The 24,295-nt window shown below is 65.6% G+C and carries 23 protein-coding genes; 12 read left to right on the top strand and 11 right to left on the bottom strand.

Annotated elements, in window-relative coordinates; all coding sequences use genetic code 11:
* The first annotated feature begins 580 nt into the window (after positions 1-580).
* The 9 genes from ACZ48C_RS01335 (at position 581) to ACZ48C_RS01295 (ending at position 8,330) form a co-directional block, all read left to right on the top strand.
* Positions 581-2,377 (top strand): acyl-CoA dehydrogenase C-terminal domain-containing protein, encoded by a 1,797-nt coding sequence (locus ACZ48C_RS01335; RefSeq protein ID WP_464781952.1) that lies wholly within the window; start codon positions 581-583, stop codon positions 2,375-2,377.
* Positions 2,378-2,477: 100 nt separating this feature from the next.
* Positions 2,478-3,686, top strand: coding sequence for an acetyl-CoA C-acetyltransferase (locus ACZ48C_RS01330; RefSeq protein ID WP_464781951.1), 1,209 nt, complete (start codon positions 2,478-2,480; stop codon positions 3,684-3,686).
* A gap of 91 nt (positions 3,687-3,777) precedes the next feature.
* A complete protein-coding gene (locus tag ACZ48C_RS01325) occupies positions 3,778-3,918 on the top strand; it encodes a hypothetical protein (RefSeq protein WP_162911432.1) in 141 nt (46 codons plus the stop codon).
* A 61-nt stretch (positions 3,919-3,979) separates the two neighbouring features.
* The gene (locus ACZ48C_RS01320; protein ID WP_464781950.1) at positions 3,980-4,378 is read left to right on the top strand and encodes a YbaY family lipoprotein; all 399 of its coding nucleotides are present in this window, start codon (positions 3,980-3,982) and stop codon (positions 4,376-4,378) included.
* Between the two features lie 13 nt (positions 4,379-4,391).
* Positions 4,392-6,602, top strand: coding sequence for an FAD-dependent oxidoreductase (locus tag ACZ48C_RS01315; RefSeq protein ID WP_464781949.1), 2,211 nt, complete (start codon positions 4,392-4,394; stop codon positions 6,600-6,602).
* A 312-nt stretch (positions 6,603-6,914) separates the two neighbouring features.
* Positions 6,915-7,124, top strand: a complete 210-nt coding sequence (locus tag ACZ48C_RS01310) for a cold-shock protein (protein ID WP_119257532.1) — start codon at positions 6,915-6,917, stop codon at positions 7,122-7,124.
* A gap of 222 nt (positions 7,125-7,346) precedes the next feature.
* On the top strand, positions 7,347-7,631 hold the full coding sequence (locus ACZ48C_RS01305; protein WP_119257531.1) for a cold-shock protein: 285 nt from the start codon (positions 7,347-7,349) through the stop codon (positions 7,629-7,631).
* A gap of 68 nt (positions 7,632-7,699) precedes the next feature.
* Positions 7,700-7,936 (top strand): 30S ribosomal protein S21, encoded by a 237-nt coding sequence (rpsU, locus tag ACZ48C_RS01300; protein WP_119257530.1) that lies wholly within the window; start codon positions 7,700-7,702, stop codon positions 7,934-7,936.
* A 172-nt stretch (positions 7,937-8,108) separates the two neighbouring features.
* Positions 8,109-8,330, top strand: a complete 222-nt coding sequence (locus tag ACZ48C_RS01295; RefSeq protein ID WP_424548691.1) for a hypothetical protein — start codon at positions 8,109-8,111, stop codon at positions 8,328-8,330.
* A 915-nt stretch (positions 8,331-9,245) separates the two neighbouring features.
* Here the strand turns inward: ACZ48C_RS01295 and ACZ48C_RS01290 are convergent.
* From ACZ48C_RS01290 to ACZ48C_RS01275, 4 genes are all read right to left on the bottom strand, one after another.
* Positions 9,246-10,301: a sensor histidine kinase gene (locus tag ACZ48C_RS01290; protein WP_318910801.1), complete on the bottom strand. Its 1,056-nt coding sequence runs from the start codon at positions 10,299-10,301 to the stop codon at positions 9,246-9,248.
* Positions 10,302-10,748, bottom strand: a complete 447-nt coding sequence (locus ACZ48C_RS01285) for a response regulator (RefSeq protein WP_119257527.1) — start codon at positions 10,746-10,748, stop codon at positions 10,302-10,304.
* Positions 10,745-12,241 (bottom strand): sensor histidine kinase, encoded by a 1,497-nt coding sequence (locus tag ACZ48C_RS01280; protein ID WP_119257526.1) that lies wholly within the window; start codon positions 12,239-12,241, stop codon positions 10,745-10,747. The genes ACZ48C_RS01285 and ACZ48C_RS01280 overlap by 4 nt, the downstream gene beginning before the upstream one ends.
* A 115-nt stretch (positions 12,242-12,356) precedes the next feature.
* Complete coding sequence (locus tag ACZ48C_RS01275; RefSeq protein ID WP_464781948.1) at positions 12,357-13,238, bottom strand: DMT family transporter; 882 nt, start codon at positions 13,236-13,238, stop codon at positions 12,357-12,359.
* A gap of 188 nt (positions 13,239-13,426) precedes the next feature.
* Between ACZ48C_RS01275 and ACZ48C_RS01270 the strand changes: the two genes are divergently transcribed.
* On the top strand, positions 13,427-14,332 hold the full coding sequence (locus ACZ48C_RS01270; protein ID WP_464781947.1) for a DMT family transporter: 906 nt from the start codon (positions 13,427-13,429) through the stop codon (positions 14,330-14,332).
* Positions 14,333-14,427: 95 nt separating this feature from the next.
* Positions 14,428-15,090, top strand: coding sequence for a S24 family peptidase (locus tag ACZ48C_RS01265; RefSeq protein ID WP_119257523.1), 663 nt, complete (start codon positions 14,428-14,430; stop codon positions 15,088-15,090).
* Between the two features lie 9 nt (positions 15,091-15,099).
* On the opposite strand, the gene ACZ48C_RS01260 is transcribed toward ACZ48C_RS01265, so the two are convergent.
* The gene (locus ACZ48C_RS01260; RefSeq protein WP_464781946.1) at positions 15,100-15,981 is read right to left on the bottom strand and encodes a transporter substrate-binding domain-containing protein; all 882 of its coding nucleotides are present in this window, start codon (positions 15,979-15,981) and stop codon (positions 15,100-15,102) included.
* 55 nt (positions 15,982-16,036) lie between these two features.
* On the opposite strand from ACZ48C_RS01260, the gene ACZ48C_RS01255 reads away from it, so the two are divergent.
* Positions 16,037-17,986 carry a glycosyltransferase family 2 protein gene (locus ACZ48C_RS01255; protein ID WP_464781945.1) on the top strand — a complete coding sequence of 650 codons (1,950 nt, stop codon included), beginning with the start codon at positions 16,037-16,039 and terminating at the stop codon, positions 17,984-17,986.
* Positions 17,987-18,002: 16 nt separating this feature from the next.
* Here the strand turns inward: ACZ48C_RS01255 and ACZ48C_RS01250 are convergent, their stop codons facing one another.
* The 6 genes from ACZ48C_RS01250 to ACZ48C_RS01225 form a co-directional block, all read right to left on the bottom strand.
* Positions 18,003-20,024: a beta-galactosidase gene (locus ACZ48C_RS01250; RefSeq protein WP_464781944.1), complete on the bottom strand. Its 2,022-nt coding sequence runs from the start codon at positions 20,022-20,024 to the stop codon at positions 18,003-18,005.
* Between the two features lie 65 nt (positions 20,025-20,089).
* Positions 20,090-20,767 carry an SDR family oxidoreductase gene (locus ACZ48C_RS01245; protein ID WP_464781943.1) on the bottom strand — a complete coding sequence of 226 codons (678 nt, stop codon included), beginning with the start codon at positions 20,765-20,767 and terminating at the stop codon, positions 20,090-20,092.
* Positions 20,748-22,403 carry an amino acid ABC transporter permease gene (locus ACZ48C_RS01240; protein ID WP_464781942.1) on the bottom strand — a complete coding sequence of 552 codons (1,656 nt, stop codon included), beginning with the start codon at positions 22,401-22,403 and terminating at the stop codon, positions 20,748-20,750. The genes ACZ48C_RS01245 and ACZ48C_RS01240 overlap by 20 nt, the downstream gene beginning before the upstream one ends.
* Positions 22,404-22,466: 63 nt before the next feature.
* The gene (locus tag ACZ48C_RS01235; protein WP_119257518.1) at positions 22,467-23,213 is read right to left on the bottom strand and encodes a transporter substrate-binding domain-containing protein; all 747 of its coding nucleotides are present in this window, start codon (positions 23,211-23,213) and stop codon (positions 22,467-22,469) included.
* A 401-nt stretch (positions 23,214-23,614) separates the two neighbouring features.
* Positions 23,615-24,043, bottom strand: coding sequence for a type II toxin-antitoxin system VapC family toxin (locus ACZ48C_RS01230; RefSeq protein WP_464781941.1), 429 nt, complete (start codon positions 24,041-24,043; stop codon positions 23,615-23,617).
* A complete protein-coding gene (locus ACZ48C_RS01225; RefSeq protein WP_464781940.1) occupies positions 24,040-24,240 on the bottom strand; it encodes a type II toxin-antitoxin system VapB family antitoxin in 201 nt (66 codons plus the stop codon). The genes ACZ48C_RS01230 and ACZ48C_RS01225 overlap by 4 nt, the downstream gene beginning before the upstream one ends.
* Positions 24,241-24,295 lie beyond the last annotated feature (55 nt).

The raw sequence follows: 24,295 nt of genomic DNA, 5'->3' as shown, positions 1-24,295 counted from the left end.
GTCGCCCGGACCGTCCGCCCGGGGCTCACAGAGGGGAGCCGAAATGATTCCCGATCCCACGCCCTCAAGCGCCACAATTCATGAAACGTGGTAAACAAGGGGTTAACTCGACCGGAAATTTTTTAACGATTTGCTCATAGACTGGTCCCGGAGAGGGGAAGATGAGCGGTTGCGGGACGTGGGGAGGTTGCAGCCGTCACGATTTGCTTAGGGACGAAGGCGCGCACCCCCCTCTTCTCCCCGCCTGCGGGGAGAAGGTCGCGGCAGCGGGATGAGGGGCAGGCGGCACATTCTCCCGTGGAGGGCGTGGAAAGCAGGGGCGGCCCCTCATCCGCCTGCCGGCACCTTCTCCCCGCAGGCGGGGAGAAGGAGGGTGTGGCCTACGTGACGCCATGCGTTACGGGTCTCCTTGGGGAAACGTCGGCCGGCAGGGAGCCTCGCTTCATCGCCCCGCCCGCGCCCTGCGACGAAAAATTCAACGCGCCGCCATCTTTTGACGTTTACGCAAACGTCAAAGTTTTATACACTCCTTCCCCAAGGACCGGACGCCTGTCCGTGGCATAGGTGAGGAACGCGAGAAATGCCGATCTACAAGGCCCCCGTGAATGACACGCTTTTCATCCTGAACGACGTCCTGTCGCTGGAGCGCTACAACAACCTGCCCGGTTTTGCCGATGCGACCGGCGACATGCTGGAGGCGATTGCCGGCGAAGCCGCCCGGCTTGCCGAGGAGGTGCTGTTCCCGGTCAACCTTTCCGGCGACCAGGAGGGCTGCAGGCGCAACGACGATGCCACGGTGGTGACACCGAAGGGCTTCAGGGAGGCCTATGACCTCTATCGCCAGGGCGGCTGGATCGGCCTTGCCGTGCCGGAGGAATTCGGCGGCCAGGGCCTCCCCTATGTGCTGCACACCGCCGTCGGCGAATACATGTCCTCGGCCAACATGGCGCTGACCATGTATCCGGGCCTGACGCAGGGCGCGATCGCCGCGATCCTCGTGCATGGTTCCGACGAGCAGAAGGCCGCCTACCTGCCGAAGATGGTCGAGGGAAGCTGGACCGGCACGATGAACCTGACGGAGCCGCATTGCGGCACCGATCTCGGGCTCCTGCGCACCAAAGCCGTGCCGCAGGCGGACGGCTCCTACAAGATCTCCGGCCAGAAGATCTTCATCTCCGCCGGCGAGCACGACATGTCAGAGAACATCGTGCACCTCGTCCTCGCCCGCATCGAGGGCGCGCCGGAGGGCACCAAGGGCATCTCGCTCTTCATCGTGCCGAAATACGTCCTCAAGGACGACGGCACGCCGGGCGAGCGTAACACGGTCTCCTGCGGCGCCATCGAGCACAAGATGGGCATCCACGGCAACTCGACCTGCGTCATGAACTATGACGAGGCGAAGGGCTTCCTCATCGGCACGGAGAACAAGGGCCTCAACGCCATGTTCGTGATGATGAACGAAGCGCGCCTCGGCGTCGGCCTGCAGGGCCTGTCGATCGCCGAAGTCGCCTACCAGAACGCCGCCAACTATGCCCGCGAGCGCCTGCAGGGCCGCTCGCTGTCAGGCGTCAAGAATCCCGACGGCAAGGCCGATCCGCTGATCGTGCACCCCGACATCCGCCGCGCTCTGATGACCATCAAGGCCTGGACGGAGGGCGGCCGCGCCTTCACGCTCTGGACGGCGCTGAAATCCGACATCGCCCACCGCTCCGCCGACGAAAAGGAACGCCAGTCCGCCGACGACATTCTCGGCCTGATGACGCCGATCCTCAAGGGCGTGCTGACCGACAAGGGCTTCGACCATGCGGTCATGGCCCAGCAGGTCTTCGGCGGCCACGGCTATATCGAAGAGCACGGCATGAGCCAGTATGTGCGCGACGCGCGCATCGCCATGATCTACGAGGGCGCCAACGGCATCCAGGCGCTCGACCTCGTCGGCCGCAAGCTCGGCATGAACGGCGGGCGCGCCGTCATGGCGCTCTTCAAGGAGATCGGCGATTTCTGCGAGGAGAACCGCGGTGACGAGAAGCTCGCCCCCTTCACCAAGGCCCTCAAGAAGGGCTTGAACGACCTGCAGGCCGGAACCATGTGGTTCATGCAGAACGCCATGGCCAAGCCCGACAATGCCGGCGCCGGCTCGACCGACTACATGCACCTCTTCGGCCTCGTCGTCATCGGCTACATGTGGGCGAAGATCGCCAAGGCCGCGGAAGAGGGCCTTGCGAACGGCGCTGGCGAGCGCGAAGACTTCCTGAAGAACAAGCTGATCACGGCAAAGTTCTTCATGGAACGCCTGATGCCGGAAACGGGCCTGCGCAAGACCCGCATCGAGGCCGGCGCGGACACGACGATGGAACTTGCCGCCGAGGCGTTCTGACGCTTTCCACCCCTCTCCCCGAATGCGGGGCGAGGGGCTACAGTCGCAAGCCAGGCCCATGAATTCTAAGGCGCGACGCGCCGCCAGGGAGAAGAGACCAATGACCGACGTCTTCATCTACGATCACGTGCGCACCCCGCGCGGGCGCGGCAAGAAGGACGGTTCGCTGCACGAAGTGCCGTCCGTCCGCCTCGCCGCCAAGGTGCTGGAAGCGGTGCGCGACCGCAACGGGCTGGACACCGACAAGGTCGACGACATCGTCATGGGCTGCGTCGATCCCGTCATGGATGCCGGCGCCGTCATCCCCAAGGCCGCCGCCTTCGAGGCCGGCTATTCGAACCGCGCGCCGGGCATGCAGATCTCGCGCTTCTGCGCCTCCGGCCTCGATGCCGTGAACTTCGGCGCGGCCAAGATCGCGCAGGGCGCTGACGACATCGTCATCGCCGGCGGTGTGGAGAGCATGTCCCGCGTCGGCCTCGGCATGTCGGGCGGCGCCTGGTTCATGGACCCTTCGGTCAACTTCCCGGCCTATTTCATGCCGCAGGGCGTTTCGGCCGACCTGATCGCCACCAAATACGGTTTCTCCCGCGACGACGTCGACGCCTATGCCGTCGAGAGCCAGAAGCGTGCCGCCCATGCCTGGCAGAACGGCTACTTCAAGAACTCCGTCGTGCCGGTGAAGGACATCAACGGCCTGACCATCCTCGCCCATGACGAGCACATGCGCCCAGGTACCGACATGCAAGCGCTCGCCCAGCTGCAGCCCTCCTTCCAGATGCCCGGCGAGATGGGCGGCTTCGAAGCCGTCGCCATCCAGGCCCATCCGGAAATCGAAGGCATCAACTACGTGCACCATGCCGGCAATTCCTCGGGCATCGTCGACGGCGCGGCCGCCGTGCTGCTCGGCTCGAAGGAAGGCGGCAACATCCTCGGCAAGAAGCCGCGCGGCCGCATCAAGGCCTTCGCCAATATCGGCTCGGACCCGGCGCTGATGCTGACCGGCCCGGTCGACGTCACGGAAAAGCTGCTCGCCCGCACCGGCATGAAGCTCTCCGACATCGACCTCTTCGAGCTGAACGAAGCCTTCGCCGCCGTGGTCCTGCGCTACTGCCAAGCCTTCGACATCCCGCACGACAAGATGAACGTCAACGGCGGCGCCATCGCCATGGGCCACCCGCTCGGCGCGACCGGCGCGATGATCCTCGGCACCGTGCTCGACGAACTGGAACGCCGCGATCTCAACGTCGCCCTCGTCACGCTCTGCATCGGCGCGGGCATGGGCACGGCGACGATCGTCGAACGGGTCTGAGATGGGGGATGGCCGGCCGGACCGGGACTTGTATGAACGGGTGCGAAACGAGGTGCAGCAGGAATTCGCCCACCTCCATCGCGAGAAGGATATGAAAGACGACTACGCGGCCTTCACCAAGGTCAAGACCAAGGAGGAGGCCCGCACAGTGCGCGCCGGTCTCCGCGGCGAGTTGCTCTTCTGCTTCCTGTTCATCGGTCTCGCCGGCCTCGCCATCGCTTACCTCTGGTAAGAAATTTCTGGAAAGAGGAATCCATCGTGACAGACAATTTCATCACCGAAAGGATCCGCCCATGACGAGCCCGACGCGGCGCAGCTTTCTGACCCTCATCGGGGCCGGTCTCATCGCCTCCTCGGCCGAAGCGAGCGACAGCTTCGTGCTGTCGGGCACTGTCGCCTATGCAGCCAAGGGCGCCATTCCGCCCGGCCGCCTGACGATCCGGCTGGAGGAGCAGGGCATCATGGACGCGCCGGCGCGGGGTATCGCCGCGATCACCGTCATCAGCAAGGGCGACCGGCATTCCATCCGCTTTTCGATGCGGGTGAAGCGTTCGGCGCTGCGCAGGGCGGTTGATCCGGGCTTCACCGTCCGTCTCGAACGGCACGGCCGCCTCATCGCCACCAACACGACGAAACAGGGATATGGCGGCCGGGGCAAGGCCTCGCTGCAGATCGAACCCATTCTCTACTGAGGGGGAGAAAACCATGAGCGCATACAAGAACTTCACCATCGAGACCGACGCCGACGGCATTGCGCTGGTCACCTGGGACATGCCCGAAAAGTCGATGAACGTCTTCACCGTCGAGGTGATGGACGAACTCGACAGGATCATCGACCAGGTCGTGGCCGATGCCGCCATCAAGGGCGCGGTCATCACGTCGGGCAAGTCCTCCTTCTCGGGCGGCGCCGATCTTTCGATGATCAAGGCGAGCTTCGATCTGCTGAAGGACGCCGAGGCGACCGATCCGGCAACTGCCGTGCAGAAGCTGTTCGACGCCACCGGCCGCATGACCTGGCTGTTCCGCAAGCTGGAGACCTCGGGCAAGCCGTGGGTCTCGGCCATCAACGGCACCTGCATGGGCGGCGCCTTCGAAATGTCGCTCGCCTGCCACGGCCGCGTCGCCTCCAATGCCAAGTCGGTCAAGATCGCGCTGCCTGAAGTCAAGGTCGGCATCTTCCCCGGCGCCGGCGGCACCCAGCGCGTGCCGCGCCTTGCCAATGCACAGGACGCCCTGCAGATGATGACGACCGGCTCCTCGCTGACGGGCGCGCGCGCCAAGGCGATGAACCTCGTGCATCAGGTCGTCGAGTCCGACCAGCTCATCCCTGCCGCAAAGCAGATGATCAAGGACGGCCTCAAGCCCGTGCAGCCCTGGGACGAGAAGGGCTTCAAGGCTCCCGGCGGCGGCATCTGGACGCCGGCTTCCGCCCAGCTCTGGCCGGCCGCCCCGGCGATCCTGCGCCGCGAGACCGCGGGCAATTATCCGGGCGCGCTCGCCATCCTGAAGTGCGTCTATGAAGGCCTGCAGGTTCCCTTCGAGACGGGCCTGAAGATCGAGCAGCGCTACTTCACCTATATCCTCCAGACGACCGAAGCCTTCTCGATGATCCGGTCGCTGTTCATCTCCATGCAGGAACTCGGCAAGGGCGCGCGCCGCCCGGCCGGCGTGCCGAAGGCCGAGTTCAAGAAGGTCGCTGTCGTCGGCGCCGGCTTCATGGGCGCTTCCATCGCCTATGTCACCGCCGCCGCCGGCATCCCGGTCGTGCTGATCGACCGCGACCAGGAAGCTGCCGACAAGGGCAAGGCGCATTCCGAAGGCCTCGTCACCGGCGCCATCGGCAAGGGCCGCATGTCGAAGGAAGACGGCGAGAAGCTGCTTTCCCTCATCACCCCGACGCCTGATTATGCGAGCCTTGCGGACGCCGACCTCGTCATCGAGGCCGTCTTCGAGGACCGCAACGTCAAGAAGGACGTGACGGAAAAGATCGAGGCCGTGCTGCGCGAGGACGCGATCTTCGCCTCCAACACATCGACCCTGCCGATCACCGGCCTTGCCAAGAACTCCAGGCGCCCGAACCAGTTCATCGGCATCCACTTCTTCTCGCCGGTCGACAAGATGATGCTGGTGGAAGTGATCCTCGGCAAGGAGACGGGCGACAAGGCGCTCGCCACCGCGCTCGACTATGTCGCGGCCATCAAGAAGACGCCGATCGTCGTCAACGACACGCGCGGCTTCTACGTCAACCGCTGCGTCTTCCGCTATATCGGCGAGGCCTATGACATGCTGATCGAAGGCGTGCCGGCGGCGATGATCGAGAATGCCGCCAAGATGGCCGGCATGCCGGTCGGCCCGCTGTCGCTCAACGACGAGGTCGCCGTCGATCTGTCCTACAAGATCTTCAAGGCCTCCATCGCCGACCTCGGCGCCGAATCCGTCGATCCGCGCCATATGGAGCTGGTCACGAAGCTGGTGGAAGGCGAAGGCCGCCTCGGCCGCAAGGCCGGCAAGGGCTTCTACGACTACCCGCCGAAGCCGGCGAAGAAGAAGCTGTGGCCGGGCCTGAAGGATCTCTATCCGCAGCAGAAGCCCGACGATGTCGATATCAAGGTGATCAAGGAGCGCCTGCTCGTCACCATCGCGCTGGAAGCAGCCCGTACCATGGAAGAGGGCATCGTCACCGATCCGCGCGAAGCTGATGTCGGCTCCATCCTCGGCTTCGGCTTCGCCCCCTATACCGGCGGCACGCTCTCCTACATCGACGGCATGGGCGTTAAGACCTTCGTCGCGCTCTGCGAGAAGCTCGCCGCAAAATACGGCGATCACTTCCAGCCGACGCCGCTCCTCAAGGACATGGCCGCCAAGGGCGAGACCTTTTACAGCCGCTTTACCGCCGGGACGAAGCAGGCGGCCTGACCACGCGACAGCTTGCAACGCGAAAGGGCGGCCTGGCGCCGCCCTTTTTGCTTGCATCATCTTCAAGTTGTGAAAATAATACTGCGACAGAGCCTTTGAAATCGGCCGTATTTTCGGGCGGGTTTCCGGGTCCTTTCAGAAAAATCCCGGCCCGCCATTGCGCTTTTCGAAATAAACCCTATATAGAACATATCGAAAACTGCTTGCGACCTTTGTCTTCGAGCTGAAAAGCTCTGTCAGATTTCCTTTCAAGATCGATCAATAACGGACAAAATATCGTCCGATTACACTAGCGATGGAAAGGATATCGTTATGAATTCAGGCACCGTAAAGTGGTTCAACAGCACCAAGGGTTTCGGCTTCATCCAGCCCGATGACGGCACGACCGACGTCTTCGTGCACATCTCGGCTGTCGAGCGTGCGGGCCTCGGCTCGCTCGCCGAAGGCCAGAAGATCAGCTACGAGATCGTCCGCGACCGCAAGTCCGGCAAGAACTCGGCCGACAACCTTCGCGCCGCTTGAAGAAGATTGTCGTTCCTCTTCGCTGACCACGGATGTACTGGCAGCAGAGAGTCGAATGACGGGAGAGGTCGGGGTCACGCCCCGGCCTTTTTATTTCCGCTACCCGCCCGGGAATTCGCGCAGGCATGCGCATTGGAGCAATTCCAGCAAAAGTGCGCAGCGGTTTTGCAATTCGAAGAATAGCGGAAGCGCCCCAGCGGGCATCCGCGAAGGAGAAGCGTCATGAGCCGGAAAACCTATGCCATCGGCGACCGGATCGTCCTGAGGGCCGGCCTGTCCCGCAGTCCGGCGGGCGAGCGGACATGCCGCATCGTCAGCCTGCTGCCCGCAGACCATGGCGAAGTCCAGTATCGCGTGCGGCGCGAAGGCGAGACCTTCGAGCGGCGCATCGTGCACAGTGACATCGATACGGCCGAGAGCGCCGTGCCGGTGTCCTGCGACAGCCCGGCGTCCCCCGGCAAGGCGGGCTCCTGGCTGAAACCGTCGAGCATCCGTGTCGGCAGATAGCCGGACAGCGCGGCTGCAAGGCCCGTTTCAACCCAGCGCGGCTCCGGCCGCAAGAGAAAGGACATCCATTGCAGGTTCTCGTTCGAGATAACAATGTCGACCAGGCGCTTCGCGTCCTGAAGAAGAAGATGCAGCGCGAAGGCCTTTTCCGCGAGATGAAGGCCCGCAGCGCCTATGAGAAGCCGTCGGAAAAGCGTGCCCGCGAAAAGGCCGAGGCCATTCGCCGCCAGCGCAAGCTCGCCCGCAAGAAGATGCAGCGCGAGGGGCTCCTGCCTGCGCCCCGCAAGGCGGCCCGCACCCGCTAGCACCATTCCGGCCAATGCCGGGTTCCGGAGCGTTGCTCGCTTTTTCGAAAAGCGGAGCGCTCCGGCCTCGCGCCTGCCACGCCGGGCATCCGGCGCCGCATGAATTGCCGCCGGACGGACGGCCTCGCAGAGCCCGTCCGTCCCCGGCCATCGCCCCGGGAGGGCAGAGAGCATGACCGCAACCAAGGAAGAATTCTTCAAGCCCGCCAAGCTGTCCGCGCAGGACAAGGCGGCAAGGACCGACGACACCGCGCGGGGCATCATCGCGCAGGAGACCAACGCCCGCGAGGCGAAGACGGCCCGCCTGCGCGCCATGCGCCTCGACCAGCAGACGAAAGAGCCCGCCCCCGCCCCCCGCAAGGGCCGGAAGACCGCCGCCGCCGACAAGGTATAGGGCTGCCGCGTGTCCGGATGGACTACCATCATGGGGAGACAGGTGGCTATTGCCCCTGAGGCTCACCCCGAGCGTCTGCACGACATGCCTTCAAATGTCATCATGGAAAGCGCCTGCGGCCGTGGACCCTCGGCTCAAGGCCGAGGGTGACGGAGTGGAGGAGGCGGTTCCCGTCCACTGAACGGCGCGGCATAGGCGACGTTGCATCTCGCCCTCGCCCCTTTCTTCTTGCGTCATTCTCGGGCTCGACCCGTGGATCCACGCGGCACGGCCCCCCCTCACTTCCAGGGAAAACACCCCCGCCCTTTCCCCGCCCCCCAAACCTGTGCCTACAATCCCCCCATCCCGCCACGGATACACTGCAAGGCGTTGCAACGAGGCGGGATCGGCGCGGGACGGGAGGGGAAGACGCAGAACCTCTCGCACCGGGCCTGCGGAAAATGGTCCCCCTCCGGCGACACGGGGGAAGCGGCAGGGCATCGGACCGACCCTTTCGCTTCACGCCCCGAACGGCGCGCCGGGCGTGCCTGTGCGGCACACAAGGGGGCAGGAGACGGCGGATGCGTCGGCATCGTCCGCCGGGATGGGTACCGTCCGGAAGGAGCCCCCTTCCGTCCGTTTCGCCATGGAGCGCGGGGCGGATGCAAAAACGGAAAGGCCCATGCCGGAAACCGGCGAGCAACATCCCCGTCTTCTGCCTTTGCAGAGGGACCCAAGTCGCGGGCACAAACCGCTGAACGGGGCGCTGAAAGGTGCCACGCTAAACTACTTCAGATGAGGCAGCTTCCAGCGCCCCGTCCGATGCTCTTTGACAAGCCACGGGCGAAGCCGCCGCGTGGATAGAAGTATTGCAGGGGAGAAGCCGTCCACCGCGCGAGGGAAACCACGCGCCCATGCGGATGGACGCGCGGCCCGCTAGGCCGCTCCCGGTACTTCCGCCACGCGCACCCGCATTTCGGCGCGCGTGCCGATGGCGCGGGCGGCATAGTCGAGTTTGGTGTCGAGGCTTCCGGCCATGGCGCTGATGATCTTCGAACCAAGGCCGGTGCCGCGCACCGGGCCCTCGCCGCGCCAGCCGATGCCGTCATCCTCCACGAAGAGGACGGCGTTCTCGCCGTCGAGGCGGGTGAAGCCGACGCGCACCTCGCCGCCAGTCTCGCCATAGGCATATTTGAAGGCGTTGGTGACGAGTTCCGTCACGATGACGCCGAGCGAGACGGCCCGGTCGGTCGGCACATGCAGCGGCTCCAGCGTGCGGTTGAGGCGGATATTGCGGCCATCCCCCTTTATCGAAGCGTCGAGTTCGGAGAGCAGCGTCGAGAGATAGGCGCCCATGTCGACATGGCGCACGTCCTCGGAGGTGTAGAGGCGGCGATGGATGCCGGCGATGGCGGTGATGCGCGCCTGCGTTTCCGACAGCGCCTCCTTGACCGCCCCGTCGGGGGCGCTCGACATCTGCAGGCGGATGAGGGCGGCGGCGAGCGCCAGCGAATTGCCGACGCGGTGGTTCACCTCGGCCAGCAGGATCTCGGCGCGCTCCTTGGCGGCGCGGATCTCCTTCTCGGCCTTCAGCTTGGCGCGCCGCAGCTCGGCGTTTTCCAGCGCCTGGCCGAGCGCATTGGCCAGGAGCGGCATGAAATCGTCGCCGACCGACTTGATGACATAGTCGGCCGCCCCCGCCTTCAGCGCCTCGACGGCGACCTGCGCGTCGTTGGAGCCGGTGACATAGACCACCGGCACCGGGTCCGGCGCATCGGCGAGCTCCTTGAGGAAGGAAAGGCCCGTGCCGGCCTTCAGGAAATGGTCGAGCACGATGGCGTCGAAACGCTCCTCGGCCAGCATTTCGCGGCCGCGCTCGACCTCTTCGGCATGCAGCACCTCATAGCCGAGACGGCCCAGCGCCCGCTGGGCGAGCCGGGCGAGGATGGGATCGTCGTCGATATAGAGGATGCGGACGGGGCCTTCCCTCATTTATTGCGTCTCGGGAATCTGGATCACGGAGAAGAACAGACCGAGCTGGCGGATCGCATGGGCGAAGCTTTCATATTCGACCGGCTTGGTGATGTAGACATTGGCGCCGAGATCGTAGCAGCGCTGGATTTCCCGCTCGTCGTCGGTCGTCGTGAGGATGACGACCGGCAGGCGCTTGGTGTGGATGTTGGACTTGATCTTCTGCAGAATGTCGATGCCCGACATGTCCGGCAGGTTGAGATCGAGCAGGATCAGCAGGAACTTGCCGGCGCTGGAAAGGCCACTGCGGTCCTTGCCGAGCACGAAGTCGAGCGCTTCGGTGCCGTTGGTGAAGGGCACGATCTCGTTGTGCACGCCGGCGCGGCGGATGTTCTTCTCGATGAGGCGCGCATGGCCCTCGTCGTCCTCGACCATCACGATGGTGACTTCCTTGCCCAAACCGTTCATGCCTGCATACTCCTGACAACCTTGCTGAGGTCGGGCGGCAGACGAAGCACGAAGGTCGTCCCCTGCCCGAGTTCGGATCTGACCACGATATCACCGCCAAGATTGCGCATCAGTGAACGCACATGGGCAAGGCCGATGCCCTCGCCCGGCTTGTCCTGCGTTCCCGAGCGGCGGAAAAGCTCGAAGACGCGCTCATGGTCGTCCGGCGCGATGCCGCGGCCGTTATCGGTGAAATCGATGAAGAAGCCGGCCCGGCCCGCATTGCGCGCCGCGACGGAAATGCGCAGCGGCCGGTCCGGCGACTGGTACTTGATGGCATTGTCGAAGAGGTTGCCGAAGACCTGCTCCAGCGACAGCCGGTCGGAAACGACCGTCGGCAGGTTGCGGTCGATGGTGACGACGCCGTCGGATTCGCCGACCTGGTGCCCCACCGCCGCCGCGCCCGTCTCGGCCAGCGCCCGGAGGTCCACCCGCTCGATCTTGAGTTCCCGCCGCCCGTCGCGCGAGATCTTCAGGATGGCGTTGATGAGCCCGTCCATCTTCTTGGTGGAGGAACGGATGAAGCCGATCGCCTCCGGCAGGTCCTCAGCGGCGGCGCGGCGCGCCTCGATGATGTCGGCCTCGCTCGGCGCCTTGCCGTCCGCCAGCACATAGGCCTGGATGGCGGAGAGCGAGGCCTGCAGCTCACTGGTGAAGCCCATGATGTTGACCAGCGGCGCGCGCAGGTCGTGGGTCACGATATAGGCGAAGCGCTGGACCTCCTGGTTGGCGCGGATCAGCTCCTCGGTGCGCTCGTCCACCCGCTTTTCGAGGGTCGCGTTCAGGGTCTCGACCTCGCGGCGGGCGACGATGATGTCGCGGGTATATTGCGCGATGACCACGATCGCCCCGCCTAGCACGCCGATGATGGCGATGGCGCCGATCACCGTCGTCCATTTCAACGCACCGGCCGACCAGAGTGTATCGGCGACGCTCTCCTGCAGCCGGCCGTCGGCGTCCTCCATGATGGCACCGAGCTGCTCGCGCAGCTGGTCCATCAGCAGGCGGCCGCGGTCGGTTCTGACCTCGTTGATCGCATCGTCGGCCCGGCCCTGCTCGACAGCCTCCACGACGCCGGCCAGCTCGGCCAGCTTCTCGGAGACGAGACGTTTTATGTCGGGAACGCGCTCCTCGTAATGCGGAAAGCGGGCGGCCTTCTCGGCAAGCGCCTGCTGACGTTCGGCGACGGCCTTCAGCGCCTCGTCATAGGGCTCGCGGAAATTCGGATCGCGGGTGATGACGAAGCCGCGCTGGCCGGTTTCGGCGTCCTGCAGCGTCGACAGCAGGTCGGCCGCCGCGCTGCGCACCTCGCGCAGCTCGATGAAGCCGGTGAAATAGGTTTCCACCTTGGCCGCGAGCCAGAGCGACGTGCCGACGATGCCGAGCAGCGCGATCATGCCGGCGAGCAGCAGAACGATGGTCGAGCGCACGAAGGCGGCGTTCGATATCGGCATTCCTTCCCCCGGTTCACCTCGCCGTTTACGAGGCGACAATATCGTTATGCCCGCGGCATGCAACGGGGCGTGACGACGCAAAGTGGATTCTTTTGGTAGGGTCCGGACCTAGCCGTCATGCGCGAAGCCGGAAACGCCCGCCGAGACGCTCGCGGGCGATGATGATCATGCCGGCGGAAACGATCAGCGCGGCGCCGGCAAAGACGTTCGAGCCGGGCACGTCGCTCCAGATGAGATAGCCGAGCGCGAAGGCCCAGACGAGCGAGGTATATTCGAAGGGCGCCAGCACCGAGACGGGCGCGCGGCGCATGCCCTCGAACATGGCGAACTGGCCAAGACCGGCGATGAGCCCCGTTCCGGACATCAGGACGAGGTCCATGGCCGTGACCGGCTGCCAGACGAAGGGCATGGCGAGCGCGGTGAACAGGATGAAGAAGCCGCTGGAAATGGTCATCTGCACCTGCGTGCGCTCGTGCAGCGCTGTCTTGCGCAGGAGCACGGTTGCAACGGCCCAGAAGATCGCCGCCTGCAGCGCGAGATAGACCGGCAGCGACAGCGTGATGCCCCTCGCCGCGATGCCGCAGGCAATGACCACGCCGACGAAGCCAACGACGACGGCGAGCCATCGGTAGCCCGGCACCTTCTCGCCGAGGATCGGCACCGAAAGGATCGTCATGACGACGGGCGAGGCATAGTAGAGCGTCGTCAGCTCGGCCAGGCCGAGATCGCGCGCGGCGGTGTAGTAGCAGAGCCAGGCGGCCAGAAGCAGCAGGTTGCGCAGGAAGAGCGGCCTGAGCACCGGCGAGCGGCGCGCATCCCGCAGCAGCGGGCGCCCGCCGACGGCAAGACACAGCGAGAAGATCGTCACGCTGCGCACGAAGAGAATCTGCCAGACCGGCAGGGCCACGACGAGCCATTTGACCGACGCATCCTGCAGGGAAAACAGGAAATAGGCGAAGGACGTCAGCAGAATGCCGGAAGAGACGGTCTTGTGCACGGAAGGAACCTCGAAGGCGCAAACAGCCTCGCGCGCCCTCTTGATAGCGCGCCGCGCCGTTTTGCGAAAGTGGCTGGAAATCGCAGGGAGAGGAAACTTTTCCTGCGTCCCGCGGCCGAGCCCGGAAATGTCCCCAGGCGTTGAAATTCCGGCGTGCAAGCGCGGCGGGAGAGGTATATGCGCGGACCATGGACACCAAACGACTCGGCTATGCCTTCACCCTGCTCGCGATCATGATCTTCAGCGTGCAGGACGCCATTTCGAAGCATCTCGGCAGCGCCTATCCGCCTGTCTTCATCGCCATGCTGCGCTTCTGGGCCTTCGGCGCCTTCGCGCTGGTGCTCGGCGCGCGCAGCCCCGGCGGCCTGCGGGCCGCGGCGGCGACGAAGCGGCCGTTGCTGCAAATCCTGCGCGGCGTGCTGCTCGCCTTCCAGATCGTCGTCGTCATCACCGCCTTCAGCACGGTCGGCCTTGCCCATTCGCAGGCGATCCTCTCCTCCGGGCCGATCTTCGTGGCGCTGCTGTCCATGCCGCTTCTCGGCGAGCGGGTCGGCTGGCGGCGCTGGACGGCCATCGCCGTCGGCCTCTGCGGCGTGCTGATCGTCATCGACCCCACCGGCAGCGCCTTCGACGCGAGCGTCCTGCTGCCGCTGGCCGGCGCGCTGATGTTCGCCCTCTATGTGATCGCGACCCGGCTTGCCAGCCGCGACGATCCCGCCTCGACGAGCTTCTTCTATATCGGCGTCGCCGGGGCCGCCGCGATCTCGCTCGTCGGCCCGTTCTTCTGGACCAGCCTCACGCCGACGGACTGGCTCTGGATGGGGCTGCTGTGCATCACCGGCATGTCGAGCCACTATTTCCTGATCCGCGCCTACGACCTTCTCGATGCCGCGGCGGTGCAGCCGCTCACCTACCTGCAGGTGGTGCTGGCGGCGATCATCGGCGTTTCCGTCTTCGGCGAGACGCTGAACCTCAACACGGTCATCGGCTCGGCCATCGTCGTCGGCGCGGGCATCTTCACCATCTGGCGGGAAAGCGTGGTGGCGCGCCGACGCGCGCAGCAGGCTGCGGCCGGCGCAGAGACAGGAAAATAATCCTTTTTTCTTTACTCGGACGGCGTCCTTGGCTATGCTTCCGACCATTCGGACCGGCACCAGCCGGTCCGCCGCCTTGGCAGGGTTTCGCAAGCATGTTCTCCCACGACCGGATCTGGGCGGCAATCGACGCCCTCGCCGAGCGCCATCGGCTCTCCCCGTCCGGGCTTGCCCGCCGTGCGGGACTGGACCCGACATCCTTCAACAAATCCAAGCGGCAGGGCGTCGACGGCCGGCAGCGCTGGCCCTCGACGGAATCGATCGCCAAGGTGCTTGACGCGACGGGCGCATCCATCGACGAGTTCTTCACCCTTTCCGACCCCGTCCGCGACGCGGCCCTGCCGCAGGGCGCCTTTCCGCCGCAGCCCGGCAGCATTCCCCTGCTCGGCTTCGCCCAGGCCGGCGCGGGCGGTTTCTTCGACGACGGCGGCTTTCCCGCCGGACAGGGCTGGGACGTGGTGGAGTTTCCTGCCTCGCCCGACCGCAAGGCCGGCGTCTATGCTCTGGAGGTACAGGGCGACAGCATGCTGCCGCTCTACCGCGACGGCGACGTGCTGATCGTCGAGCCGGGCGCGCAGGTGCGCCGCGGCGACCGCGTCGTGGTGAAGACCCGCGAGGGCGAGGTGATGGCCAAGGTGCTGCACCGCCAGAGCCCGCGCAGCATCGAGCTCGTCTCGCTCAATCCCGAGCATCCCAACCGCAATTTCGACATGGACGAGGTCGACTGGATCGCCCGCATCATCTGGGCGAGCCAGTAGAGGCTTCCATCAGCCGCCGTAGAGATTGACCGGGAAGTAGCGCAGGTAGATTTCCTGCAGGCGGCCGCTCCGCGAAAGCGCAAGCAGCGCGTGGTCGATGGCGCCCGTCAGCGCGGTGTCCTCCTTGCGCAGCATGATCGTCATGCCTTCGCCGAGGAATTTCTCCGACAGATACGGACCGTCGAACAGGCGGCAGCAGCCGGCGGCATCCGCCCCGCTCGTCCAGAAGGCGAGCTGCATGCCGTCGCCGAAGACGGCGTCCACCTTGCCGTCTTTCAGCGCCGCAAGCAGCGCCGCCCGGTCGGGAAACGGCTGCGCCTCGATCTTCGGGAAGAAGGCCTTCAGCATCGCTTCGTGGGCGCTTGCCGCGACGACCCCGACCTTGCGGCCTGCAAGGCTTGCCGCGGTCTCGCCGGGGGGCAGCGTCTTCTTGCCGACGGCGAAGCGCGCCGGCAGGCGCATGAAGGGCCGGGAGAAGGCGAAGCGTTCGCGCAACGGCGTGCTGACGGCGATGCCCGCGGCCACCGCCTCGCCATTGCCGTCGGTGAGCGCCTTTTCCAGCTCCGGGAAGGTCACCGCCTGGATCTGGCACTTCTCCGTCAGCGCCAGCTCGCGGCAGATCTCGCGCACGAGATCGACATGGAAGCCGGCGAGCTTGCCGGTCTGGTCGATGAAATTGAACGGCGGGAAATCCACCGTCGTCAGGAAGCGCAACCGGACGAGGCCGGAAAGGTCCGGCCGGGCAATGCGCTCGCGGGTGTCGAAGAGGATCGGCAGATCGACGGGCGACCGCTCCTCCGCGGCAAGGGACAGCGGTTTCATCGCCGCCGCCAGCAGGCAGAGCGCAAAAAGCCCATGCATTTTAAGGGATGAAATTCTGTTTTGCCACATTACAATCAACTTGGGGTTTAGGAGGGCGCCGGCGCGAAAGCGACGGTGGGACGGCATGACGCTGGCAGAGTATCCCGACGACATGGCTTTCGCCACCGCAATCGGTGTCCGGCAGGAGACGGTCCTGCCGGACACCGAGGAGGGACAGGTGCCCGACCGCCTCATGGACGAGGCGCGGCTCTTCCGCCGGCTCGGCCTTTCCAAACCGCTGATTTCCGCCATGCTGGTGCAGGCCGGCCGGCACGGCACGACGCTGGAAGCCGAGGTGCTGGCGAGCGGCGTCGTCTCGCACGATATCTATTACGAAGCGCTTGCCGACATCCTCGGCCTGCCCTTCCATCCCGTGCTGGACCCGAAGGAGATCGAGGACCTGCCCGGGGTGGACAGCCAGTTGGTCGAGCCGGTGATGGTGCGGCTGCGCCAGCCGGCCCGCGCGCCGATAACGGCGATCGTGCCGAGCGCGGCGCGGCTCGACGATCTTCGCGAGAGGCTGCAGGCTTCCGGGGAAATGCGCTCCCGGATGATCGCCACCACGCCCACCGCGCTGCGCGCCGCCCTCTGGCAGGCGGGCCGCGGCCGCCGGCTGCGCGAGACGGTCGAGCAGCTTTTCGGCACGGCACCGGAGGCGAGCGCCCGCATCACCCTCTGGGGGCAGCAGGGGTTCTATATCGGCACCGCGCTCACGCTCATCGCCATGCTGCTCCTCACGCAGCCGGGCACGGTGCTGTTGCTGCTGCATATCGTGCTCGGCCTCTTCTTCTCCGCCACCGTCGTCATCCGCGCCGTGGCGCTCTTCGCCAAATGGTGGGAGAGGTACCGCCCGCGCCCGACATTGCCCCTTGGCCGGCGGCCGGTCTATTCCGTCTTCGTCGCGCTCTACCGGGAGGCCGCGGTGGTGCCGCAGCTCGTCGCCACGCTCGACCGGCTGCGGTGGCCGGCCTCCTGCCTCGACATCAAGCTGATCTGCGAGGCGGACGACCGGGAAACGCTGGACGCGCTCGCCGCCATGCCGCTCGGCCCGCAATACGAGGTGGTGGAGGTGCCGCCCGGCCGGCCGCGCACCAAACCGAAGGCACTGACCTATGCGCTGGGCGCGGCGCGGGGCGACTATCTCGTCATCTACGACGCCGAGGACCGGGTCGACCCGATGCAGCTGGAGGAAGCCTGGCGCACCTTCACGGCGGGGCCGGCGCATATCGCCTGCCTCCAGGCGCCGCTGATCATCACCAATGCGCGGGAGAACTGGATCAGCGCGCTCTTCGCGGTCGAATATGCCGGCCTCTTCCGCGTGCTGCTGCCGCGGCTCGCCGCCGCCCGCATGCCGATGCCGCTCGGCGGCACGTCGAACCATTTTCGCACGGCGGTGCTGCAGGAGGTCGGCGGGTGGGATCCCTATAACGTCACCGAGGATGCCGACCTCGGCCTGCGCCTCTACCGGCGCGGCTACCGCTGCGGGGTGATCAGCCGGCCGACCTACGAGGAAGCGCCGACGCAGGTCCGCGCCTGGCTCGGCCAGCGCACGCGCTGGTTCAAGGGCTGGCTGCAGACATGGCTGGTGCTGATGCGCAAGCCGGCGCAGCTGGTGCGGGAGATGGGGCTCGGGCCCAGCCTCGTCTTCCAGGTGCTGGTGGGCGGGCTCATTCTCTCCTCGCTCGCCCATCCGCTGATCCTCGGCTATATCGGCGTCATCGTCTGGCGCCTCGCGGTGCTGGAGGCGACCACCGTCGGCCCGCTCGACCTGACGCTCTTCGCCCTCGACTTCGCCAATATCGCCGGCAGCTATGCGGTCTTCATCGCGCTCGGCCGCATCGGCATGACGCAGGCCGAGCGGCTGGCGGTCGGCCCGCGCTGGCTGCTGACGCCGCTTTACTGGCTGCTCATCTCGCAGGCCGCCTGGCGCGCCGTGCGCGAACTGCACAGCAACCCGTTCTTCTGGAACAAGACGGCCCACCGGCCGGCACAGACGAAGGTGCAGCCCGAAGCGATGCCGGCCGCCGCCGAGTGAGCGGCCGGGGTTGGTATCAGCGCCCGTCTTCCGTCCAGATCGCCACGCCCACGGAGACAAGCTCTCGGGCACCGACGAGGAAGTCGGCATCGGGAGCGGCCGGCACGGTGGCCGGGGCGCTGCCATAGTTGAAGGCGAAGCGCAGGCGGCCGCGGCGGGCAAGCCGGAGGTCGCCGAGATCGGGCAGGCTCGCGACGCCGGCCCAGCCGAGCGTGTCGCCCACCAGCCGCATCAGGAAGTCGCCCTGCGGCAGGGTGGCGGCATAGCGCGCCCGCTCGTTGCCGATCACCGCCGGGGCACCCGTATGGTGCGGGCCCTCGAAGGTTGCGAGTACCGTCTCGCTGGTGTGGATCGTCTCGCGCCAGCCGGTGACCGGATGGCTGGCATTGCCGTAGCGCACGGGCTCGCTGTGGTAGTCCGGCAGGGACTCCACGCGCGTCACGCGGAAATCGATAAGGTCGGCGAGCGGACCGGGCGGCAGGTCGGCGGGGATGTGCATGTCGCGCGTCTTGCTGCCGCTGCGCGGGCCGAACAGCGCCTTGGCGCCGGAAGCCTTTAGCCGGGCAATGAAATCCGCATCGGGGATGACGAGGTCGGGTGCGAGCACCAGTTTGTAACCGGAAAGATCGGAATGCTGGCCGATGAAATCGACATCGACGCCGAGCCGGGAGACCGCGGAATACCAGTCGAGCGCGATGGAGGAGGCGGCATATCCCCTGCCCTGCGGCAGCGCACGGGTGGCATAGCGCGATTCGTAATCGAGCATGATGGCGACCGCTGCCTTTTTGCGGACCTCGCCTTGCGGCAGGCGCGCCATTTCCGCGGCGACCTCGGCGACCTCCAGATAGCCCTGGTCGGCCTCGCTGTTCGGTAGCAGCAGGCCGGCATGGAACTGCTCCTGCGCGAAGGGCGCCTGGCGCCAGCGGAAATAGGAGACCATGTCGACGCCATGGGCATAGGCGAGCCAGGTCCACAGGCGCACCATGCCGTCGGCGGGCGACTGGTTGTAGGCCGCCCAGTTCACCGGCCCCGGCTGCTGCTCCATCACCCAGACGCGGCCCTTGCCGACGGCGCGGTAGAGATCGTGGTTGAACGCCGTCTGGTCGGGATCGGCGACACGCAAGTAGCGCGCCTTCTCCTCGTCGCTCAGCCGGCCGTTGATGAGGCCGCCCATCGGGTAGACGTCCCAGGAGGCGACATCGAGGTCGTCGCCGACCTTGTAGTGATCGAAGTCGGTGTTCTGGTTCATGAAATTATGCGTGACGAGGCGGCCCGGCGAATGGCGGCGGATGATCTCCGCCTGCGCCTTGTTGAAGCTCTTCACCTGATCCGACGAGAAGCGGAAGTAATCGACCAGATGGCTCGGCGTCGGCTCCTCGACGAGGTTGTTCGGCAGGTCCACCTCCTCGAAGCCGTTGTAGTGCATGCTCCAGAACTGGGTGCCCCAAGCCTCGTTCAGCGCCTCGACGGTGCCGTAGCGGGCCGCCAGCCATTCGCGAAAGGCGCGCTTCGCCTCGTCGGAATAGCTGTGGATCGTGTCGTGGTCGCCGTATTCGTTGTCCGTCTGCCAGGCGTGCACGAAGGGATTGTCGCCGTAGCGGCGCGCCATGGCCTCGGTGATGCGAGCAGCCTCCACCCGGTAGCGGCGGCTGGAGAAGCAGTAGTGCCGGCGCGCGCCGAACTTGCGCACGACGCCGCGCGCATCGACCGGAAGGATATCCGGGTAAAGATCGACCAGCCATTTCGGCGGGGCGGCCGTGGGCGTGCCGAGGATGACCTTGAGGCCGGCGCGTCCGAGCACCTCGATCGCCTCGTCCATCCACTCCCAGTGGAAGGTGCCGGAACGCGGCTCGATATGCGACCAGGAGAATTCACCGATGCGCACCCAGGCAAGGCCGAGCTTGGCCATGCGGCGGGCGTCCTCGTCCCATTTCTCGCGCGGCCACTGTTCCGGATAGTAGCAGACGCCAAGCTCCAGCATGCCGGCCTCCTTGCGGGCGGCGTCGAAGCGGTTCTGGTGGTCTAGCGGCTTATGCACTTTCTTGTCCTTGTCATTCCCGGCACCGGTTCCATGGCGCCGTCATCGTTACGATCGGAGGGGCTTTACCAGGCGACCGTCCGGCCGTCGTAAGCCCGGAAACTTCCGGTTTCGGAGAGTGTCGTGGTGTCGATCAGGGCCTTCACGCCCGCCGCGCTCTCGGCCACGTCGATGGCGGCTTCCGCGCCGCCCATATCCGTACGCACCCAGCCGGGATGCAGTGAAATCACGGCGATGCCGTCGCGGCGGAAATCCTGCGCGAGCTTGACCGTCGCCATGTTGAGCGCCGCCTTGGAACAGCGGTAAGCGTAGTCGCCATCATCGTCGTCGATCGTGCCTTCGGCCAGCGAGCCGGCGCGGCTGCTGATATTGACGAGGACCTTGCGACGGCCGGCCAGGAGATTGGGCCGGAGCGCGCGGGCAAGCAGCAGGGGCGCGAGCGCATTGATGCGCATGACCTCGAGGAAATCGCCCGTCGCCAGCGAGCCGAGGCCACCGGTATCGCCGCGGACCGCCGCATTGTTGATGACGATATCGACCGGCTGGCCTTGCAGCCTCTCGCCGAGCGCGGCGATGGAGCCCTCATCCGCAACGTCGAGCGCTTCGGCACCGGGCGACGCCTGCCGCATGCAGGCGATGACACGCAGGCCAGCCGCCGCATAGAGATCGGCAAGCGTCCGGCCGAGCCCGCGCGAGGCGCCGGTGATGAGGACCGTTCCCCTGTCAGCGGTGCTTGACGTCATATTTCTTCTCGATGAGGCTGATGAGGCTTGCGGCCGCGAGCGTCAGCAGGATGTAGAGGATCGCCGCCGAATTGTAGGGCGCGAACGGCAGGAAGCTTGCCGACTGGAATTCGCGCATGCGCTGCGTGATGTCGCGGATCGACAGGATGGAGAGCAGCGAGGTGTCCTTCAGGATCGCGATCAGCTCGTTGCCGAGCGGCGGGATGACGATGCGGAAGGCCTGCGGCAGGATGACGAGCCGCGCCGTCTGCCAGCGGTTCAGCCCGAGGCTGCCCGCCGCCTCGATCTGGCCCGCCGGAATGGCGTTGATGCCCGAGCGGAAGATTTCCGCGAGATAGGCCGAATAGGCGAGCGCCATGGCGACGATGCCGCGCATCAGGTTCGGCGGATCGAAGACGCCGGCCGTCGCATCCTTCAGCGCGCCCGACAGCGGCAGGCCGACATAGAGCACGATGACGAGCATGGGGATGCCGCGGATCGTATCGACGACGAATTCCGAGCCGATGGACAGCGGATGGCGGCGATGCAGGAAGCCGCCGAAGGTGAGCAGGCCAAGAATGATGGCGATGACGGCGAAGGTGATGCCGGTGGCGCGGTCGCGGTCGTTCAGCGCCTCGACCTGCCAGAGGCGCGGCCAGTCGGCGGGAACGGAGGCCGACGGCAGCAAGGCGCCGCTGACATCTTCCTTCTTGCCGATGGCCTCGATGGCCTGCTGCGGCGTCACGAAGGTGCGCACCGGCGTCTCGGTCGTCGGGCCGCCCTCGTACTGGCCGAAGCGCACGGCGCTGATGAGGCCGGAGGGCGTATTGGTGACGATGCCGACCTTGCCTTCCAGCGTGCCGGCCAGCACGTAGTCATCCTTCGGCTGCAGCAGGAACCAGGCTGAGAGGGCGGCGAAGATGGCCGCCAGCACGGCGAAGGTGACGAGGTTGCGGCGCGTATAACGCAGCTTCAAAAGCCCCACCCAGACGAGGCCGAGAATGGCGGCGAGAATATAGGCCGCGATGGCGGCGCGGATGGTCGTGGCAAGGCCCGAGGCGAAGGCGAGATGGGCGAAGAGCAGCACGAAGACGAGGCCTGCGCCGTTGAGAAGGCCGGTGAGCCAGGAGCCGGCGCGGCGCGCGAGGCTTTCCGGCGGCACGGCCGCCCGGCTGCCGAGGAAGAGCAGGCCGAGGCCGGCGAGCAGAAGCACGGCATAGGCCGGCCAGAGCCAGCCTTCCACGCCGCGCACCATGAGGTCGGCCGCTTCCGTCAGCTGGCGGGGCGTCACGCCCTTGACCACGAGGTCGGATTTGAACGCATCGACGCCGTTCGCCACCACGGAGGCGATGAAGGGATGGACGAGATCGCCGGCCAGAATGGCGGCCGTCGCGATGAGGGCGACGAGGCCGGTGGCGATCGTCAGGCGCGGCCGCGCGGCTTTCGCCCGGGACAGGATCAGGACGCCGAGGCCCGCGGAAAAGGCGACCGTCAGCAGCAGGAAGCCCGACACATAGACGCCCGAGCCCGGCTCGATGCCGAGGATGGCGCGCAGCGCGCGCTGATAATCGCCCGAGGAGGCAAAGAGATAGACGATGAAGGGCAGCGCTGCGAGGATCACCAGATTGCTGGGCCTCACGCTTCTGACGAACGACATTCCGGCCTCCGCGGCGCAATCGGGAAGGAAGCGGGAGCGCCAGACGGCGCCCCCGCGCGAGCCTTACTTGAGGCCCCAGTACTTGGCGATCAGCTTGTCGAGCGTGCCGTCGTCCTTGATGGCCTTCAGGCCCTCGTTGAAGGCCGCGACATTCTCGTCGCCCTTGCGGAAGACGAGGCCGAGCGGGTCGGATTCCAGGTCCTTGATGGAGGCGACGAGTTCGCCGGCGAATTCGCGCTCATAGGCGGCGGCGTTCGCGCCGTTGATCACGACGCCGTCGACGTCCTTGTTCTTGAGCGCGATGATGGCGGCGCTGAAGCTGTCATAGGCGGCGACGTTTTCCTTGCCGACCACGCCTTCGGCAACCTGCGCATCCGTCGTGTTGGCCTGGGCGGAGAGCTTGCGGCCCTCGGCCTTGAACTTGTCGAGCGTGATGCCCTGGTCCTCGGCGCGCGTCAGCACGGCCTGGCTGTTGATGATGTAGGGATCGGAGAAGTCCATCGCCTTCTTGCGCTCGTCGGTGATCGAGACACCAGAGGCGACCAGATCGAAGCTGCCCTGATCGAGCGCGGCGAAGATGCCGTCCCAGCCCGTCGTCACGAATTCGGCCTGGCAATTGATCTTGGCGCAGACGGCATTGACCACGTCGACGTCGAAGCCGACGATCTGACCGGTCGCCGTGTCGACGCTCTCCATCGGCGGCGAGGTCGTGTCGGACCCGACCTTCAGCAGCTTGCCACCGAGATCGGCCGCATGGGCACCGCCCGCCACGAGAGCGGCAAGCGCAAGCGTTGCAACGAATTTCCTCATCTCTTCCTCCTCAACGTCGGCTCCGCCACAGCGGCAGACACTCGACAAATCCCACGGACAGGCACCCTCCTCCCATCCTGGAAAAACGGTAACAAGGAATATAAACGTTTTCAAGAAGAAATATAAACGTTTTTATTTTGAGCGGCACGAAGGGATGCACGCGCTATAGGCGTGGGAAAATCAACGGCTTCAGGTGAGAAAGGAAGAAAGACAGGCGGCTGGAGCGGGTAGCGAGACTCAAATCCGAGCCTTAACCAGTTGATTTAATAGCGTCACCCCAAATTCGAGACGTTTCGGATGTACCATTTGATGTACCGAAAATCTTTGGTTAGTGAGCTGCTATCTTACTCAGAAGATCACATTCTTCCACCAAGGTCCACCATCATCCACGGACGTGTCCACTACACTTCACCAGCGGACGATAGTCGATGCAAAACGCCAGCATTCTGCCCCATGCTAGTTCGGCCGCTCGTTGGTAGATGAAACCTCGCCCCTGCCCTTTCAGCCGCCACACGCAGTCTCTTATCGCGCGTCCAAAGCCATGCCCGGCTATCGATGAGAGTGGACGCCAACAGATGGGCGTCGGTATATCCAATGCCCATCTGTTGGCGATCGATCATGCTCATGACCTCATCATGCGAAGCCACAGTCACTTCGCGTTGCGCGGCGAAGAAGGACAGGACAGTCTGCCGGTCACGAAGACTTCCGAGCGCAAGTTCCCCGATGACGGCCGGGTGGCACAGCAAGGCATCGGTTTCAATGACCGTTCGCAGTTCCTCATCTGAATTCCGGAAATGATCGACCCAGATCGACGTATCCGCCAGTATCATTTTCCGGGTGCGCTTCTGCGACGCGGCGCAGCCTCGGCGTCGAGCATGGTGCCGCCAAGCGCGATGAGACGCTTGCCCGTTTCAACGCGCAACAACGTCTCCAACGCCTGCCGCGCAATTGCCGCGGTTTCCCTCGTGCCAGTCAGGTTACGGGCCTTCTCAATAAGCGAGTCGTCGATGTGGATGGTTAACCGCATGATGATGCCTGAGATGGCTAGTCGAGCGCAAAGACCGGCAGCCATATAACAGCGA

It is taken from the genome of Shinella sp. 1A1, assembly GCF_055379515.1.
Note: the sequence above shows the minus strand (reverse complement) of the source record. Positions and strands in the feature narration are given on the sequence as shown.